Genomic DNA, 16513 nt, shown 5'->3' with positions numbered 1-16513 from the left:
GCGAGACGAAGAACCAGTCCACGCTGATGAGGTAGAGCAGCAAAATCATCCATTGTCGCTTGTAGACCGCCCAAACGGGGACACCTGCGCCATGAGTCGCTGATATAGCCGGGCGTAGCGTGCGACGATTGCGGGCAGCGCGAACCGCTCGGTCACCCGGGAGCGGGCTCGCATGCCGAGACGACGACGCTCGGTTGGCGCCATGTCGGCAAGTCTGATCATGCCCCTTGCCAAGGCGTCGCTGTCCCTTGGCGGCACCAGCACCCCGCAGTCGCCCAGAATCGACCGGCTGTCGCCAACCGCCGTCGCCACGCAGGGAATGCCCAGTGCCATCGCCTCGCCCAGGACGTTGGGAAATGCCTCCGACCACGAACTCTGGCACAACACATCCAGCGCCTGCATTAGCCTGTGTATGTCGTTGCGCAATCCGAGAAAATGAAACCGGTCTGACAGGCGTGGGGGAACGCGCCCGGCCAGCGCCGGGTTGTCGACGCTGACATCCATGCCCGCCAGCAGAAACTCGATCCGGGGCCGCGCCTCGGCGACCCGGACCGCTGCGCGCAGAAAGGAGGCGTGATCCTTCACCGGGTGAAAGCGCGCCACATGCCCGATCAACACCGTTTCGCCGCTCACATCGAGGGCGAGGCGTTCCGCCAGACGAACAGCGGCATCGGGGCGGAGCGCGTCAACATCAAAGCCATTAGGGATCAGGTGTCCGACATCCGTCCGAAAGCCGAATGCCTCATGCTGCTGTCGAGCCAGTTCGCTGTTATAGATGACCGCATCGACATTTGCGGACAACGCCCGACTGATGCGGATGATCTGTTGGGTCAGCAGCTTCCAGTCAGACAGTGAGTACAGGCAGTTGCGCACATTCCAGACCAAGGCCGGATGCCTGCGAGCCACGCGTGCAGCCAGTGTTGCCGCCAGATTGCCATGGTAGAGCCAGCCCTGGATCAGGTCCGGCCGGAAGGCATCGACCAGCCGCCGTGTCCGCGGCAACGCGACAGCAAGTCCGCCCGGACTTTTCAGGTCGAGTGTCCGCACCTCGATACCCAGGGCCTCGAGGCGATCGCCATAACAACCCCTGTCGAGCAGAGACAGCACCATGGCCTCCCCCGGCGCCGCGAGGCCACCGGCCAGCAGATTGAACAACGCCCGCTCGGCCCCGCCTGCCCCCAGGCCCGAAATGACATGCAGTTGCCTCACGTGTTCAAGCCCAGCACCCCATCCCACAGGGCGGCGATCCGGGCCAGGCCAAAACGTTCACGCACATCCGTAGCTGCACGCCCCATGGCGATGCGCTTGTCCGAGTCGGACATGAGTATCGCCAGCGTTCTGGCCAGTTCCGCCGAACCGGCATTCATCTCCACCAGCAGGCCATCCACGCCGTGCCGGATGATCTCCCGCGGGCCGGTCTTGCAGTCTCGGCTCACCGCGGGCAGGCCATGCGCCATCGCCTCCAGCAGGCTGTTCGGAAACCCCTCGAAATCCGAGCTGAGCGCAAACAGATCCGCCCGCCGAAACCAGTCGGCCACATTGCCGGCGCGTCCCGGAAAATACACCCGGCCCTTCAGCCCATGCGCGTCGGATCGGCGTTCCAGTGCGGCATGCTCCGGTCCCTCGCCAAGCAGCACAAGATCCCAGTCGCTGAAGCGACCAGCCAATTTGGCAAAGGCGTCGATCAGCAGGGACAGGTTCTTCTCCGGACTCAGCCGTCCAACCGCAATCAGCACCCGTCGATTCGCCGCGAGAATGGACGCGGGGGCCACCGATGGCTGCCCGATGGGCAATGGCATGGCCACGGGGTTTGGAATGACTTTCCCCCGGGCGCGAGGACAGCAGGACTGCAACCATCGCCGCCCCGACTCCGTCAGCATGACAACGGTCTCGGCATGGTGATAGGTCATTCGCCGCAGCAAGGCCAACGGAATGCCCAGGCGTCTTGCCGGCGGGTGGGTATGCTCTGCCAGGACAACCCGCTTTCCCAGCCCGCGGCTTGCAAGCACTGCAATCACGTTGACGGGCGTCAGAAACGCCAGGACAACGTCTGGCGAGTAATCCCTGATAGCCCGCCGCAACGCCCACAGGCGCCTCAGTCTTACGGGCACCAGGGAGCGGCCCGGCTCGACATGATCCGCCAGATAGTCCAGCCGGACCCGGCCATCCAGCGGATACACGCAGTCTCCACGGCCGCTGTAGGTCGGCATCAGGATCACCTCATGTCCGAGTCGGGCCCAATACGAACTCAGCAGCGACGCGACGCGCTCTGCCCCTCCTGCATACATGGAGTTGACGAGAAAGAGGATCCGTTTCCGCCGGGGCATCTCCTTGCTCAACCTGCCAAACGCCGCGGCACGGAGCGAAACAGCGTCTCCCACTGAGCTGCGATGCGCTCGATCGAGAACCGTTCGCGTGCCTCCACCGCGCGACGACCCAACGCGAGTCGAAGCGCCTGATCGCTCATCAGCCTGTCCAGTGAGGCCACAAGCGCCTGCCGATCATGCATCGGCACAAGCAGCCCGTCCTGCCCCTGCCGGAGAATCTCCCGCGGGCCGGCATCGCAATCCAGGGCAACCGCCGGAAGACCGTAGGCCAATGCCTCGGCCAGCGTGTTGCCGAAGCCCTCGAGCCTGGAACTCATGGCATAGGCATCCGCGGCCCGGTACCAATCGCCGACATTGCCCACAGCCCCGGGCAGACAGACCCGGTCGGCGATGTCCAGCGCCGCGATCTGCTGCCCTAACTGCGCCCGCAGCGCTCCCTCGCCTAGGATGACGAGTCTCCAGGCGGGATGTTTCGAGGCCAATGCGGCGAACGCATCGATCAGGATATCGAACCCCTTCTCATGGACCAATCTGCCGACGGCAAGCAGCGTGCGCTGCCCTGGACATTGCCGCAGGACGCGTTCCGGTGCCACGACCGGGCCATGCGCCACCAGCGGATAGGCGACCGGATTGGGGATGATCGCCGCACGCCTGACACCAGCATGGCGCTTCAACCAGTCAGCGCTTTGTTGCGTCGGCGCCGACACAAAGGCAAGGCGGGGATAGACGAGCCGCCGCAGACCGGCCCAGTAAGACGTCAGCGGCCTGGTTGGCGGGTGCACATGCTCCGAACCCGCTACGGCCAGGCCCGTACCAATGACCGCCAGGCCACTGAGAATATTACAGACGGGCATGAATCCAAGAGTGACATCCGCTTGCTCGGCAACAAGCACACGACGAAGCGCACGGATCCGACGCAGATTGTTCAGCAGGCCCATGAGCGGATTCGCACTGTCATGAAAAAGACCCAGCGCCACGCGCTTGACATGATCACCCGTGCCGTAGAAGTCGCCCCGGTCGTCGGACAAGGTCACGAGCGTAACCTGCCAGCCCCGCTCGGCCCAGTAACCTGCGAGGGTGACGGCAACCCGTTCCGCACCGCCTGCACCCAACGAGTTGATGACCAGACAGAGCTTCACGCCACCAAGGCCTCACCGGCCCGGCTTTTCGGCACCGCCAGCACATTGCCGAACCGCGCGTCCCGCTGGATCGCCATCAGCCCCCCGTCGGGCAGGATCAGACGAAGCCGGTAGTCACGCGCCTCAAGCCAGGAAAACAGCTCTTCGATCGCATACCCCGCCGCGCGGGCCGTCTCGGCATTCGCCTCGAACAGGATGTAGGGATGCGCGTTTTCAATCACGCCCGCCGCCCCCTTCAAGACGGCAAGTTCAGCCCCCTCCACGTCGATCTTCATCACATCGACACCGGATTGTCCCAGCACGCGATCCAGGTCGACCAAGTGGATGTGCCCGACTTCGGCATCTCGCTCGTCCGACGGAAAGATCGTTGGCAGACCAGCATTTCTGGTGCCATCCACATAGACGGCGGCACTGGCATAAATCGGCACCTCGCAACGTTCACCGTCCGACAAACCGCAGCAATGTACCTGCACATTCGCCAGGCCATTGGCCTCGACATTCTCCCGCAGACGGCGCACCAGGTCCGGCATGGGCTCGAATGCATGGACGGTGCCAAGCGGCGTCAGGCTGGCAGCACAAACCGTGAATTCGCCCTGGTTTGCGCCCGCGTCGACAAACACGGAGTCCGGCTTGAGCAATTGCCGCAGTATGGACAACTGTCCCCGCGAGTAAGCGCCGCGAAAAAAGATCTGGCTGCCCATGTGCTCGGACAGATCGCAACGGAATCGGAGGTGTCCGCAAAAATCGTCGATCCAGACATCATGCGGCCAGGCTCCACGTGCCGCGGAGCCGGCGACCTTGATGCGAATATATTCGGCAATCCGCGGCAGGCCGGTACCGCGCAATGGGTAGAGTCGTCTTGCAAGGAGCCTGAGCGCGCCAAGCACGACAGGGTATTCAAGTGATTTCACGGCAACGCGATTTTTACTGCTGGAATTACTGCTCGTCATTTTTCCGACCCGATAACAACACCAGGGCGACTCCTGCCGAAGGCTCCAGCACGGAGGCCGAGCCGGGTCCACGCATGATGGCCCAGCATGTAATTCCACGCCACAAGGCTGACCGCCGATGCAATGGACGCGCCCGCCGAGCCGTACAGGGGGATCAAGACCAGGTTCAGAGCCACATTGAGCAGCGCAGTCTGCCACAAGGTGCGAGCGACAAACCGTTCCCGTCCCGTCATGGTCAGCAATGGGCCGACCAGCCCGAAGCCGGCGGCGATGAGCTGCCCCGACGCCAGGATGGCGAGCGGCAGATGGCTGTCGGCGAATTCCGCTCCAAAGACCCAGGCGCTGATATCGTCGCCGGCGACGATGAACAGCAGGGCGAGCGGCAACGCCGTCAGTGTTACCAGTCGCGCAGCCAGGGTCAGCAGGCGTTGCAGCCGATCCCGGTCCGCCTGCGCAAACAGGCGCGCGAATTGCGGCGCCACTACGGCACCAGCAGCCTGTTGGGTAAAGGCCACGAGGATGGCACCCTGCATGGCAACCCGATAGATACCCACCTCATTGGCCTCGCGGAACCAGCCCAGCATCAGAAGATCGGTCTGATTGTTCAGGACCCCGGCAGCACCGATCACCGCAAAGGGCACTGCCGCCCGGAACCACCGCCGTCCGCGGCCGGCGGGCGCCGCGCCTCTGCAGCTGGCGGGCAGCACCCGCCACAGCAGCAGACCGGCCATGGCCAAGACCACAACGGATGCCGCGAGCTGGGCGGCAAGGGCAAATTGTGGCTGGCGCAACGAGGGGTATTGGTAAAACAGCCAACCGGCAATAATGATTACCGCCAGCGGTCGCAACAACATCTCGACTGCCTGGGCAGCCACGACATGCTGCAGACCATGCACGGCCGCCGCAAACGTCTTGGCAACCGCAGTGAGCGGCAGCACGAACAACATCAGCAGCATGCTGTAGAACGCCGCCTGGCCAACCGTGCCGGCGAACGCCCACAGCATCACCAGCCCGGCCGATGTCACGCACGCGGACGACATCACGACAAACAGGGCGCCGGTCTGCAAGGAACTGCGCAACGTCGACCAGTCGTCTCGGCCGTGGGCCGCCGCCACCTCCCGCATCAGAAGCGTCGGCGTGCCCGCCTCGGCGGCCACCATCAGCAGACTCATGGTCGCGAAGGTATAGGCATAGATGCCGTAACCCTCAGCCCCCAGCCCCCTGGCCAGCAAAATGCCGAGCAACAGCATCAGCAGCCGATTGCCTGCTTGAACCACCGCGCTGCCGATCCCGCCCCGGATCAGTTTGCGTCGCAGATCGCCTCCGCGGAACAGGGCATCGAACGCCAGCATCAGCCCCCGTAATACCCGCGGTACCACTCGACGAAGCGGGCGATGCCCGTCTCGACGCTGGTGTCGGGCTTGTAGCCGAGCTGGCTGACCAGGTCGGTGACGTCGGCGTAGGTGTCGGGCACGTCGCCGGGTTGCAGCGGCAGCAGGTTCTTCTTCGCCTCGCGGCCCAGGCACTGTTCCAGCACCCGGATGTAGTGCATCAGCTCCACCGGCTGGTTGTTGCCGATGTTGTACAGCCGGTAGGGGGCGCTGCTGGTGGCGGAGTCCGGGGCGTCGCCGCGCCAGTCGGCATTGGGCGCGGGCACCTGGTCCAGCACGCGGATCACGCCCTCGACGATGTCGTCGATGTAGGTGAAGTCGCGCCGGTGCCTGCCGTGGTTGAACACATCGATGGGTTCGCCGGCGAGGATGGCGCGGGTGAACTTGAACAGCGCCATGTCCGGCCGGCCCCAGGGGCCATAGACGGTGAAGAAGCGCAGCCCGGTGGTCGGCAGCCGGTACAGGTGGCTGTAGGTATGGGCCATCAGCTCGTTGGCCTTCTTGCTGGCGGCGTACAGGCTCAGCGGGTGGTCCACGTTGTCGTGCACCGAGAACGGCATGCGGGTGTTGGCGCCGTAGACGGAGCTGCTGGAGGCGTATACCAGGTGCTCGACGTCGTTGTGGCGGCAACCCTCCAGGATGTGCGCAAAGCCGGTGAGATTGGTGTCGACATAGGCCATCGGGTTGTCGATGGAGTAGCGCACGCCGGCCTGGGCGGCCAGGTTGACCACGCGCTCCGGCCGGTGCTCGGCGAAGGCGCGGGCGATGCCGTCGCGGTCTTCCAGATCCAGGCGCAGGTCGGTGTAGCCCGGGTGTTGCAGGGTGCGGGCAAGGCGCGCCTGTTTCAGGCCGACGTCGTAGTAGTCGTTGAGGTTGTCGACGCCGAGCACCTGATCACCGCGCTCCAGCAGGCGCAACGACAGGGCGGAACCGATGAAGCCGGCGCTGCCGGTGACGAGGACTTTCATGGTGCGGGGATGTCCGGTGGATGGGCTCGGGGCCGGCCGGTCAGGCCAAACTTGACATTCTATAATGAATACACCCAGTTTTCAGCCGCGCACCCGCCGCCGGCAGGGCGAGCGCGCATAAATCACTGGCCGAATACCACCTTGGCGCGGTAGTTGTCGTTCCAGCCGGCAGGGCGGTTTGAAATCGCCACCGTCATTCCGGCCGGGAAGCCGGAATCCAAGCCATGGACGGCGGCGATGGTGGGGCCGCTGAGGCCGGAGTGATGCACGGGCCTGCCATCCCTGGCATGGGTCCCGGCTTCCCGGCCGGGACGACGGGGTGCGCGACGACGGGACGCTGGCCGACGGGGTGCGGGGCGACGGGGCGGTGCAACAGCTGATCGGGTTCCTGATCAGGCAGTCAGGCCGATCACGGCATCGCGCACGGCTGCCGCGATGCGCGCCTGGGCTGCGTCCGTCAGGTCAGGATGCATGGGCAGGCTGAACACCCGCGCGGCCACCGCCGCCGCCACCGGCGTGGCCTCGGGGTTGCCGAGATCGCGATAGGCGGGCTGGGCGTTGAGCGGGATCGGGTAGTGCACGGCCGTGGGCACGCCGGCCTTGCCGATGGCCGCGGTCACCGCGTCGCGCGCCTCCACCTGCAGCGTATACTGCGCGAATACGCTGCTGCGGTCGGGCCGGATCACCGGCGTGGCCACCCCCGGCAGGTCGGCGAACAGGGTGCTGTAGCGTGCGCCCAGGGCATGGCGCCGCTGCACCTCCCAGTCGAACCGGTCCAGCTTGGCCAGCAGCACGGCACATTGCAGGGTATCCATGCGCCCGCAGATGCCGATGCGCTCGTGCACGTAACGCGCGCCCTGGCCGTGCACGCGGATCTGGCGCATGGCCCGGGCCAGGTCGGCGTCGCTAGTAAAGATGGCGCCGCCGTCGCCATAGCCCCCCAGCGGCTTGGCCGGAAAGAAACTGGTACAGCCGATGGTGGACAGATTGCAGCTGCGCCGGCCCTGGTAGTCGGCGCCGAAGCTCTGGGCGGCGTCCTCGATCACCGGCAGGCCGTGGCGCGCCGCGATGGCGTTGATGCGCTCCATGTCCGCCGGCTGGCCGTACAGCGACACCGGCATGATCGCCCGGGTGCGGGGAGTGATGGCGGCCTCGATCTTGTCGGCGTCGATGTTGCAGGTATCCGGCTCGATATCCACGAACACGGGGCGGGCGCCAGTCAGCACGATGACCTCCGCCGTGGCGACGAAGGTGAAGGCGGTGGTGATCACCTCGTCGCCGGGACCGATGCCCAGGGCCATCAGGCTGATCAGCAGCGCCTCGGTGCCGCTGCCCACGGTCACGCAGTGGCCGGCGCCGGTGTAGGCGGCCAGACGCGCCTCCAGCTCCTGCACCTCGGGGCCGAGCACATACTGGCCGTGGCGCAGCACGGTCTCGATGCCGCGCTCGATGGCGGGTCGCAGGCCGGCCTGCTGGGCGGCCAGGTCGATGAACGGCAGTGGCGCCGCGGGCGCAGCCTCGTCCTCTTGCGGCCCCTGTTGCAACCAGACCAGGGCCTGCGCCGGCGAGCGGCAGGCCAGCTCGCCCAGGGCGTCGAAGGCCGGATCATTGGTGACGATGCACGCCGGCTGGCCTTGCAAGGCGCGCGCCGCCGCGGCGATCTGCGCCTGGGCGAACACCGCGGCCCGCCGATACAGCTCCGGCTGCTCGAACCCCGGCGCGCTCAGCACCTCGACCCGGTCGAACAGCGCGTCCATGTGCTCCGCCAGTGTCCGGCCAATCTCCTCCGGCGCCAGGCCCCGGCCAGCGAACGCCCCCCGGGCCGCGCGCTCCAGCTCGGCCAGCGCGCCGGCGGCCACCCACAGCCGGGCGTCGCCGGCCTCAGCGCGTTGCCACAGCGCCTTGGTATCGGCTGCGGACGGCGCATCCAGCCACAGATCGACGATGACGGGGATGTCCAGGACGAGATGCTTGACCAGACTCACGGGCGTTCTCCGGCAGAGGGGTTCAGCGGATGGATTGGACGGATGATGGGAGTTCGGCCCCCTACTTGTCCAGCATGTCCGGCAGCAGGTCGTAGAAGTTCGAGTGCGGCGCCCAGCCCAGTTCCTGCCGCAGCCGGTGTGAACGGTAGCAGGCGGAACCGCGGATGCGCTCCAGCGCGGGGGACGAAAACGGCATCCGGCGCCGGACGACAAAAGACAGCAGATCGCCCAGATGGGCGGCCACCGTCAGCAGCGGCAACGGCAGCGTCCAGGTCGGCGGCGTCCGCCCCAGGGCCTGGCAGATGGCCAGGTAGAGGTCCCGGGTGGCGTAGTCGATGCCGTCCTCGACGATATAGATACGGCCATTGGCCGCATCGCGGGTCATCCCCAGCCAGGCCGCCTCGACCAGATCATCCAGGCCGACCATGGAGCGGCGATTGCGCAGGTCGGGCAACGGCGGAAAACGGCCTTCCGCCACCGCGTCGATCATGCGCCGCAGGTTGCCCTTGACCCCGGCCCCGTAGACCAGGGTCGGGCGCAACACGCAGACGTGCAGCGACGGCCCCGCGCGCGCCAGCAGCAAGCGCTCCGCGGCCCGCTTGGAGCGGCCGTAGGCATCCGTGGGCGGCGCGTCCCAGGTCTCGTCGACGCACTCGTCCGGCGGATCGGCGGCCGCCTTGACGCTGCTGAAAAAGACCACCCGGCCCACGCCGGCGGCCTCCACCGCCCGCAGCAGGTGCCGGGTGCCGTCGACATTGACCCGCTGGTAGCCGTCCGGGTCGTCACCGGGCTCGTCCAGCACATGGGCGATGCCGGCCAGATGGAAAACGCCGTCGATGTCGGCGAGCCAGTCGGCGGAAATGCGCTCGCCGGCCAGATCGCAGATGATCTGCCGGTCCCACGGCCCCTCGGCGGGCCGGCGCAGCAGCGCGCTGACCTGACACCCCCGCCGCCGCAGCGCATCGCACAGGGCGCGTCCGATGAAGCCGTTTGCCCCAGTCACCAGATAGCGCATGGTCAGCCCTTCGTCGCCGTCATCTGACGCCGCCCCCCGGCCCGGGCGCTGGCATGCTCCGCCGCCATGTGAAGAATCTCGTCATCGAGGCGATGCCGCGCCACAAAACCCAGTTGGCGCCGGATCTTGTCGGCGCTGTAGCAGGCATTGCCCGTCAGCTTGCCCAGGGCGTCCGGGGTCAGCGGCATGGCGCGCCCGCTCAGCCGCTCTGCCACGGCGCCGAGCCCCGCCGCCAGACGCCAGGCCCAAAGCGGCAGAGACCAGCGCGGCACCGGTCGTCCCAGGGCGACACACATCCGTTCATAGATCCAGCGCGTGGCGTACTCCGCCCCGTCGGTGACCAGAAAGGTCTCGCCGTCGGCCCGGGGGTCCGACGCCGCCAGCAGCGCCGCCCGCACCACGTCCTGCACATGCACCGCCGAACGGCGATTGGCCACCGGTGGCCAGGGCGGGAAACGCCGCCGAGCAATGGCTCGCATCATCCGCGCCAGATTCCCCTGCCCGCCCAGACCGTAGACCATGGGCAGGCGCAGCACGGCCACATGCAGTCCGTGGCGGCGCGCCTGCAGCACCCGCTGCTCCGCCGCCAGCTTGGCCTGGCCGTACAGGCTGTCCGGTGCCGCGGGCGTGGACTCGTCCGCTGGCGTGTCGCCCGCACCCGCCATATCGCCCATCGCCTTGACGCTGCTCAGGTACACCAGGCGTTGCACCCCCGCGGCCACCGCCGCGTCCACCAGGTGGCCAGTGCCCTCGGCCGTGACCGGCCAGTGGGCCGGATCCTGATAGACGTCGCGCCGGCCGGGGGGCGGCGCGTGGCTGGCCAGATGAAACACCAGATCGAAGCCGGCGGCGGCGTCGGCACCCTTGAAGGCGCCAGCCAGCGAGGCGGCGTCCGTCAGATCACCGACCAGCACGCGCACGCCGGCATCCGGCCACAGCGCCGCGGCACGCGCGGGCGAGCGCGTCAGCACCGTCACCTGGGCGCCGGCCTGCCGCAGCGCCGCCACCAGCCGACGGCCGATGCCGCCGGTGGCGCCGGTCACCAGCACCCGGCGTCCGTCGAAGAAGGCGCGGTTCAGGTCCGGGGTTGTCATCGCCGCCGCACCCGCTCCAGCAGGTGCTCCGCCAGACGGCGCAGCGCAAACGCGGACGACACCAGCGCAAAATGCGCCCAGATGCCCAGCAGCACCAGCAGGCTCTGCGGCAGCGGATAGCGGTCGAACTGGAACTTGCGAAAGAAGCGGCCCATGCCGCGATGCTTGTGCCACAGCACCGCCAGCGGCCGCCGGGTGCTGCACGCGCCCTTGTAGTGCACCGCCTCGGCATCCGGCACCAGATAGATCTTCCAGCCGGCCTGGCGGAAGCGCACGAACCAGTCCAGATCCTCGCAGTGCAGAAAATAGCCCTCGTCCAGCGGGCCCACCTGCTCCAGCGCCTCGCGGCGCACCAGCATGAAGGCGCCGGAGATGGCCTCCACCTCGGCCGGCCCCTCCGGCAAGGGCTCGTCCGTGCGATCCAGACGCTTGCCCGCCAGGAGGCTGGGCCAGACATGCTCAACGCGCAACACCCGCGCCAGCCCGATCCACGGATCCGGAATCACCCGCCGGCTGGCCACCTGCTCGCTGCCGTCCGGATTGCGCACCACGCAGCCGGCCATGCCCGCCTTGGGCGTATCCTGCATGAAGCGCAGCATGCGCTCGAGCGCCCCGGGCGCGACCAGGCAGTCCGGATTCAAAAACAAGACATACGGGGCACAAGCATGGCCGAGGGCGACATTGTTGGCGCGCGCAAAGCCCAGATTGGCGCCGTTCTCAAGGATGGAGAGTCGCGGGTCATCGCCAAACTGATCACGCAGCAACGCCAGACTGGTGTCGGTGGAGGCATTGTCGCTGACGATTATCTCGGCACCGACCTCGTCTGCCAGCACACTCGACACACATTTCGTCAGCAGCAAGCCCGCGTTGTAATTGACGATGACTACGGCAAGCTTCGGTGACACGGACGTCGTACCACGATGATCGCAACCTCCCAGAGCACTGAGGGTATTATACCAGCTCAGCCAGTACCCGCCGCGCTGAAGCGAAGCCAAAGTGCTCTTGCATCACGGCCAACCCCGCATCAGAGAGCTGAGTCCACAACGCCTCGTCGGAATATGCACGCAACACCTGGTCGGCAAAACGCGCGGGATCATCACCGACGAGCACCGACACACCGTCTTCCAGGAACATACCTTCAGCCGCTACCGACGTTGCCACAACGGGCAGTCCATGTGCGAGACTCTGATTGACTTTGCCCTTGACCCCGGCACCGTATCGTAGCGGAGCGACTGATAGCCTACAGTGCGTAAAGTAGGGCACGACATCTGGCACGAACCCCTTAACCTCGATATTCGACGACTGTTGCGCAAGTATCTTCCGTGGGGCCTGCGAACCAATGACCAACAACTTGATCTCCGGCCTCCGCGTCAGAACCAAAGGGAACACCTCCTCAGCGAACCAGCAAACCGCATCGACATTCGGAGGGTGTACGAAATTTCCGATAAAGAGCAAATCTCGCCGATCGGAAAAGGACCTGCGCCGGCCATACACATTATGTATATTTGAAACCACACGAACATTCGCGAGCGGAGCCTCCCTCGCCAGCAAGCGTTCCTCGGCCGGGCTCACAACGAAGGTTTTGTCAGCCTGCGCAATCAGGCTCAACTCTTGCCCCCGTCGTAACTCCGCAAGAAGTCTACTCAGACGATCCTTCCTTAGATCGGCCAACCGGAATTCCCGCAAATAATGCAGATCAACCGTGTCGAAAACGACCTGCGCATTCTTGCAGAACCGTTTCGCGGTGGACATAAGAGCTGAAGCAACATCAGCTCGGCATAGAATCACGACATCAAAACAGTGACCGCTCTTTTCCATGTACTTCTTCACAGAGGAAAAGAAGGGTCGACACAGTACCTGAACACCAAGCAGTTGTAGCCGGCTTACGTATGGCTCCGGTGCCTCCAGATTGAGTGCCGCGAAGGTAACATCACACTCAAGTTCGCGCAAAAGACGTAGGATGTTTTCCAGCCGCAATGAACCAGAATCCCGATCCGGCCGGACCATATACTTGTCAACCACAAGTACTTGTAATCTGCCGGGTATCCGGTCGAGCAATCCCTCGGCGAGCCCGGAATCAATATCCGTGTCCGGCCCCGAATGAGACCCACGAGATAGCCAATCGCGATCATCGAGCCCTGCGTTGCCGCTCAGCCCCTGGTTCATCAAAACTGCTTTAGCCTCGGGCTGATAGATTACAAGATAACCTTCTAGCCTCGCCAACCGAATCAGCTCCCGGCACCGCACTAAAGAAGACGTCAAAACCGCCTGCAGACTACCAATACCAGAAAATAGTTCGCGGCGAACCGCAAAAACATCTCCGCAGATCTGGTCGGCGTCAGTCACGAACGTGTTTCGCGAATGTCGAGGATCGCTTGACAGCGCACCCCTACTACAATCCCAATCTTGACTCGGTGCGCATTCCATCTTACCGTTTGAGTACAGAACCTGACAGCCTACCACACCCGCACGTTCGTACCTTTCAAAGGTATGTACAAGCGCCCCCAGCCAATCAGGCTGAACCACCACCGTATCTTCCAGAAGCACCACAACGTCGCTACTTAACCAAGGTGCGTCATGCGCCAGAAGATCTGCCTCGATTGAAAACTCAGGAAGTGGAACCTCATTCAGACCAGTCGAATCTGGCAGATAAGACCACCTTAGGTGCGCGTTATGAAACTGAACAAGAAACAGGTCGAAATGCGCTTGAGTTACCTGAGACCGTACCGCTTCGATACAAGCAGTTGAACTTACTACCTTTCCCGTTACAATCAGCAAGATCGAAACCCCGACGGTCTCGCCATGTTCCGCAGACGCCTTCACACAATCTTCGTTGCGGTCGCCTGTCGACGAAAGGACCCCACTGGCATCCGTATCAATCAGGGATCGTGAATACAGCCTTCTCCAAAAGCCGGACCACCCTTCAAACGCAAGTGTTCGAACAAAGCAAAGAACAGATAACCCGAAGGATGAATGTACGAAGCGTCTAATATCCAAGTCCTAGCAACCAATCACTTGACTTAGCCGTAAAAATCATTGTTTACGAGAATCGCTGAGCTACTAATGGCTCCAGGACCGAGGTAAACTCCAAGCAGTTTTCAGACACCTGCACACCCTTTCACAGAACGAGAGTCTATTGCACCGCGCTTTCCGCTCAAGGCGAACAACTCGGCCCAAAACAACATCATGTACTGATCTCGCAGACCAGATCCTCGAGACCCACTTGGAGCGCTAATGCCAGCACGCGATGGCCTCACGCATCAACAACTTTTAAAACGCATGAACGGAATCGGCTGATACCGAAATTCTATCAATGCATCGCCTTGAGGGACCTTAACCGATCGAAAGACATCGTTATAAGGCAGGACATCGACTGGTGACCCATTTACACACGCCGACCAACCTGGCGCATACACCTCTCCGAGCACAAGTGTGCCGCCTTCAACATTCGTACAAGTGACATCCACGCCCACGTTTGAGTAATGGTCGAGGCGGCACGGAGCAGGCAGGAGAGCACCTGCAGCAGAGGGGTAAATAATCGACAACCATAGATTTTTCCCGGGCCGGGTCCAGACTTGGTATTCGTCGTCTTTGTACACCAATATTGCACCATGCGCGACCAACGCGGAGTGGTAGTCGATGGCTTGTGTGTTTGCGTCTGAGCCGGAATTCGGCTGAAGCGTCCAGTTATAGAACGCCACATAATCCAAGCCCAAGACATCATACCGCCAGTCGAACGCCCCATCGGTATTCGATGGAAACTTTCTTGGCTCGCTGATCAATTCATAAGCCCCCAAGACGGCCGAATAATTCGCAAGTTTCAGAGGGTTTGAGCCTTGGGTCTGGAACCATCTCACCGCACTGGAATGTCCCATCGCCTTGATCCCACCAACAATTTCGACCCGTTTTCCCGGAGCGGTCTCTGCGTTCAACCACTCATCGATACCCCCAGTAGCGAGTCCTGAGCCGTTCGCGTATCTGGCCCCGAGAGGATGGCGGTCCACGGCCACTGCAAAATGACCGTAGTACCTGCCCGTGAGCGCAATATCAAGTATCGCCACCAAAAGAAGAAGATAGATGGCCGTCGGGGGTTTCGCCCGTCTGCTTGATACCAAGCGTATGCACACCCATACGGCAAGAAAGAGAAGAGTTACCCGAACGGAAAGGCCTGCATAACTGGAAACGGCCGACTGCAATGCCCCTTTTGACTCCGCAGCCGCACCCAGCCCAATTAGCGCCATCGGCAACAAGATCAGGATCAAGCCTACCACAGTTAAGGGGCCTAATCCCGTGACTAAGCCCACCTCGAAGAGCCTTTGACCGTTGGTTGCTTGTCGGCGAAACTGCCTCCCAACTTCAATGAGTCCCAATGCGAGTAGAATATTAATAAAGTACGCACCATCGGCGGGCCTTCTGAAAAAATCGAATCCAGGAACATGGGCCCACAGGAAGGCATAAAGAGGAAAATTCAACCCGAGAGAAAACAGGAAAAAAAATGCAAGTGCCACTATCAATGCCCACAATGTCCATTGACTCCAACACTCACGACGAAAAAGCGCAAAAAGCAGCATCAGGACTGGCAATGCGCCAACGTAAAGAAAATCCTGGGTAATATCTGTCGGTGCCCAAACCTGACCTGATAGATTCCCGTAGAGGCCCGGCATGAATAAAGTCATGAAGACATGCCACGGATAAGACGCCCATTTCGACTCGCCAATTTCCAAGCCACCCCGAACCGACAGTTGGATCACCTCAAAGATGGCTGCATATAACGGGAACAGCAGCACCAACATGATGCCAAATGATAGCGCATACATTACCGCGAGTCTGCGATCAAGCCCCCTAGACATGATCTGATGGGCCGCCACGAGAAGCAACAAGCCAAACCCTAGAAAAACTACTTGATTCGGATTCGCTGCCCAGAATGCTAAGGCTACCCCAAAAATTACGGCATTGGTGACCTTCTGCCGTCGCATATGCACCAATTGAAACCAGAGCAAAACCGGCAGCCAGCTGTACGAGATAATCTGGGATACATGTTGTAATCGCCCGGTCGCCACGCCGCCAAACATGAAGACCACAGCTCCGAGTAGTAGCCATACTCGGGGAATTCCACGTGAGTAACCTAGCGCATATATTGATAATCCTCCCACGAGAATCTGAATAAAAGTAATGGCCTCAAACACACGCAAGCTGTATGATTTACCGAGGATCAGACCAACTATCGTATGAAGTGTAAACAGCATCCCCTGCGGATCGCCGAATACTGGCACACCAGAAAATTGGTACGGATTCCACCATGGCAAGTCACCAAGTAGGATTGAATCGACAACGAACCGTATCTGCGGATAGAAGAATGTAATCGAATCATGGGGTATCAGGTTAACCCCGAGAAGCCAGGGCCAAGATGCAATCAACCACATTAAGACCAGGAAAAAGACATCTCGCTTCGCATCAGCAGGGCAAACGAGCAGCTTAAGGAGCGCACCTTTGACGTCGACTTTTTCCATTGAAATTCTGTCCTGCACTAACACATCGTTACGAGAGCGGTCTAGGGCGAGTTGCGGTACGCAGACTACCGGATAACGCTGAACTTACACGGACCACCAACCCTGGAGAGGCCCTTAAAGTCGGCGATTAACAA

13 protein-coding genes are annotated in these 16513 nt (G+C 62.8%); all 13 read right to left on the bottom strand.

Going from position 1 to position 16513, the window contains the following annotated elements; genetic code table 11:
- Nucleotides 1–45: 45 nt before the first annotated feature.
- Complete coding sequence (locus F2Q65_RS01970) at nt 46–1209, bottom strand: glycosyltransferase (RefSeq protein ID WP_281290974.1); 1164 nt, start codon at nt 1207–1209, stop codon at nt 46–48.
- Entirely contained in the window at nt 1206–2327 is a 1122-nt protein-coding gene (locus F2Q65_RS01965) for a glycosyltransferase family 4 protein (RefSeq protein WP_150089878.1), read from the bottom strand. The genes F2Q65_RS01970 and F2Q65_RS01965 overlap by 4 nt, the downstream gene beginning before the upstream one ends.
- A gap of 8 nt (nt 2328–2335) precedes the next feature.
- Nucleotides 2336–3466 (bottom strand): glycosyltransferase family 4 protein, encoded by a 1131-nt coding sequence (locus F2Q65_RS01960; RefSeq protein WP_150089876.1) that lies wholly within the window; start codon nt 3464–3466, stop codon nt 2336–2338.
- Nucleotides 3463–4416, bottom strand: coding sequence for an FkbM family methyltransferase (locus F2Q65_RS01955; protein ID WP_150089874.1), 954 nt, complete (start codon nt 4414–4416; stop codon nt 3463–3465). The genes F2Q65_RS01960 and F2Q65_RS01955 overlap by 4 nt, the downstream gene beginning before the upstream one ends.
- The gene (locus tag F2Q65_RS01950) at nt 4413–5768 is read right to left on the bottom strand and encodes an oligosaccharide flippase family protein (RefSeq protein WP_150089872.1); all 1356 of its coding nucleotides are present in this window, start codon (nt 5766–5768) and stop codon (nt 4413–4415) included. Before F2Q65_RS01950 ends, F2Q65_RS01955 begins: the two co-directional genes overlap by 4 nt.
- Nucleotides 5768–6775, bottom strand: a complete 1008-nt coding sequence (locus F2Q65_RS01945) for an NAD-dependent epimerase (protein ID WP_150089870.1) — start codon at nt 6773–6775, stop codon at nt 5768–5770. Before F2Q65_RS01945 ends, F2Q65_RS01950 begins: the two co-directional genes overlap by 1 nt.
- A gap of 122 nt (nt 6776–6897) precedes the next feature.
- Nucleotides 6898–7044: a hypothetical protein gene (locus tag F2Q65_RS19360; RefSeq protein ID WP_170265444.1), complete on the bottom strand. Its 147-nt coding sequence runs from the start codon at nt 7042–7044 to the stop codon at nt 6898–6900.
- 123 nt (nt 7045–7167) lie between these two features.
- Nucleotides 7168–8760, bottom strand: a complete 1593-nt coding sequence (locus tag F2Q65_RS01940; protein WP_281290973.1) for an aminotransferase class I/II-fold pyridoxal phosphate-dependent enzyme — start codon at nt 8758–8760, stop codon at nt 7168–7170.
- Nucleotides 8761–8821: 61 nt separating this feature from the next.
- A complete protein-coding gene (locus F2Q65_RS01935) occupies nt 8822–9775 on the bottom strand; it encodes an NAD-dependent epimerase/dehydratase family protein (protein WP_150089868.1) in 954 nt (317 codons plus the stop codon).
- 2 nt (nt 9776–9777) lie between these two features.
- Nucleotides 9778–10869 carry an SDR family NAD(P)-dependent oxidoreductase gene (locus F2Q65_RS01930; protein ID WP_150089866.1) on the bottom strand — a complete coding sequence of 364 codons (1092 nt, stop codon included), beginning with the start codon at nt 10867–10869 and terminating at the stop codon, nt 9778–9780.
- Nucleotides 10866–11774, bottom strand: coding sequence for a glycosyltransferase family 2 protein (locus F2Q65_RS01925; RefSeq protein ID WP_246155919.1), 909 nt, complete (start codon nt 11772–11774; stop codon nt 10866–10868). The genes F2Q65_RS01930 and F2Q65_RS01925 overlap by 4 nt, the downstream gene beginning before the upstream one ends.
- 46 nt (nt 11775–11820) lie before the next feature.
- On the bottom strand, nt 11821–13866 hold the full coding sequence (locus tag F2Q65_RS01920; protein WP_150089864.1) for a glycosyltransferase: 2046 nt from the start codon (nt 13864–13866) through the stop codon (nt 11821–11823).
- A gap of 263 nt (nt 13867–14129) precedes the next feature.
- Nucleotides 14130–16379 (bottom strand): YfhO family protein, encoded by a 2250-nt coding sequence (locus F2Q65_RS01915; protein ID WP_150089862.1) that lies wholly within the window; start codon nt 16377–16379, stop codon nt 14130–14132.
- Between the last annotated feature and the right edge of the window lie 134 nt (nt 16380–16513).

This window comes from Thiohalocapsa marina (genome assembly GCF_008632335.1).
Taxonomy (GTDB): Bacteria; Pseudomonadota; Gammaproteobacteria; order Chromatiales; family Chromatiaceae; genus Thiohalocapsa; species Thiohalocapsa marina.
Note: the sequence above shows the minus strand (reverse complement) of the source record. Positions and strands in the feature narration are given on the sequence as shown.

Bases quoted from the DNA above. Each gene is read 5' to 3' on its own strand.
- F2Q65_RS01945 (WP_150089870.1), bottom strand. From the start codon at position 6,775: ATGAAAGTCCTCGTCACCGGCAGCGCCGGCTTCATCGGTTCCGCCCTG.
- F2Q65_RS01950 (WP_150089872.1), bottom strand. From the start codon at position 5,768: ATGCTGGCGTTCGATGCCCTGTTCCGCGGAGGCGATCTGCGACGCAAA.
- F2Q65_RS01935 (WP_150089868.1), bottom strand. From the start codon at position 9,775: ATGCGCTATCTGGTGACTGGGGCAAACGGCTTCATCGGACGCGCCCTG.
- F2Q65_RS01955 (WP_150089874.1), bottom strand. From the start codon at position 4,416: ATGACGAGCAGTAATTCCAGCAGTAAAAATCGCGTTGCCGTGAAATCA.
- F2Q65_RS01965 (WP_150089878.1), bottom strand. From the start codon at position 2,327: ATGCCCCGGCGGAAACGGATCCTCTTTCTCGTCAACTCCATGTATGCA.
- F2Q65_RS01915 (WP_150089862.1), bottom strand. From the start codon at position 16,379: ATGGAAAAAGTCGACGTCAAAGGTGCGCTCCTTAAGCTGCTCGTTTGC.
- F2Q65_RS01930 (WP_150089866.1), bottom strand. From the start codon at position 10,869: ATGACAACCCCGGACCTGAACCGCGCCTTCTTCGACGGACGCCGGGTG.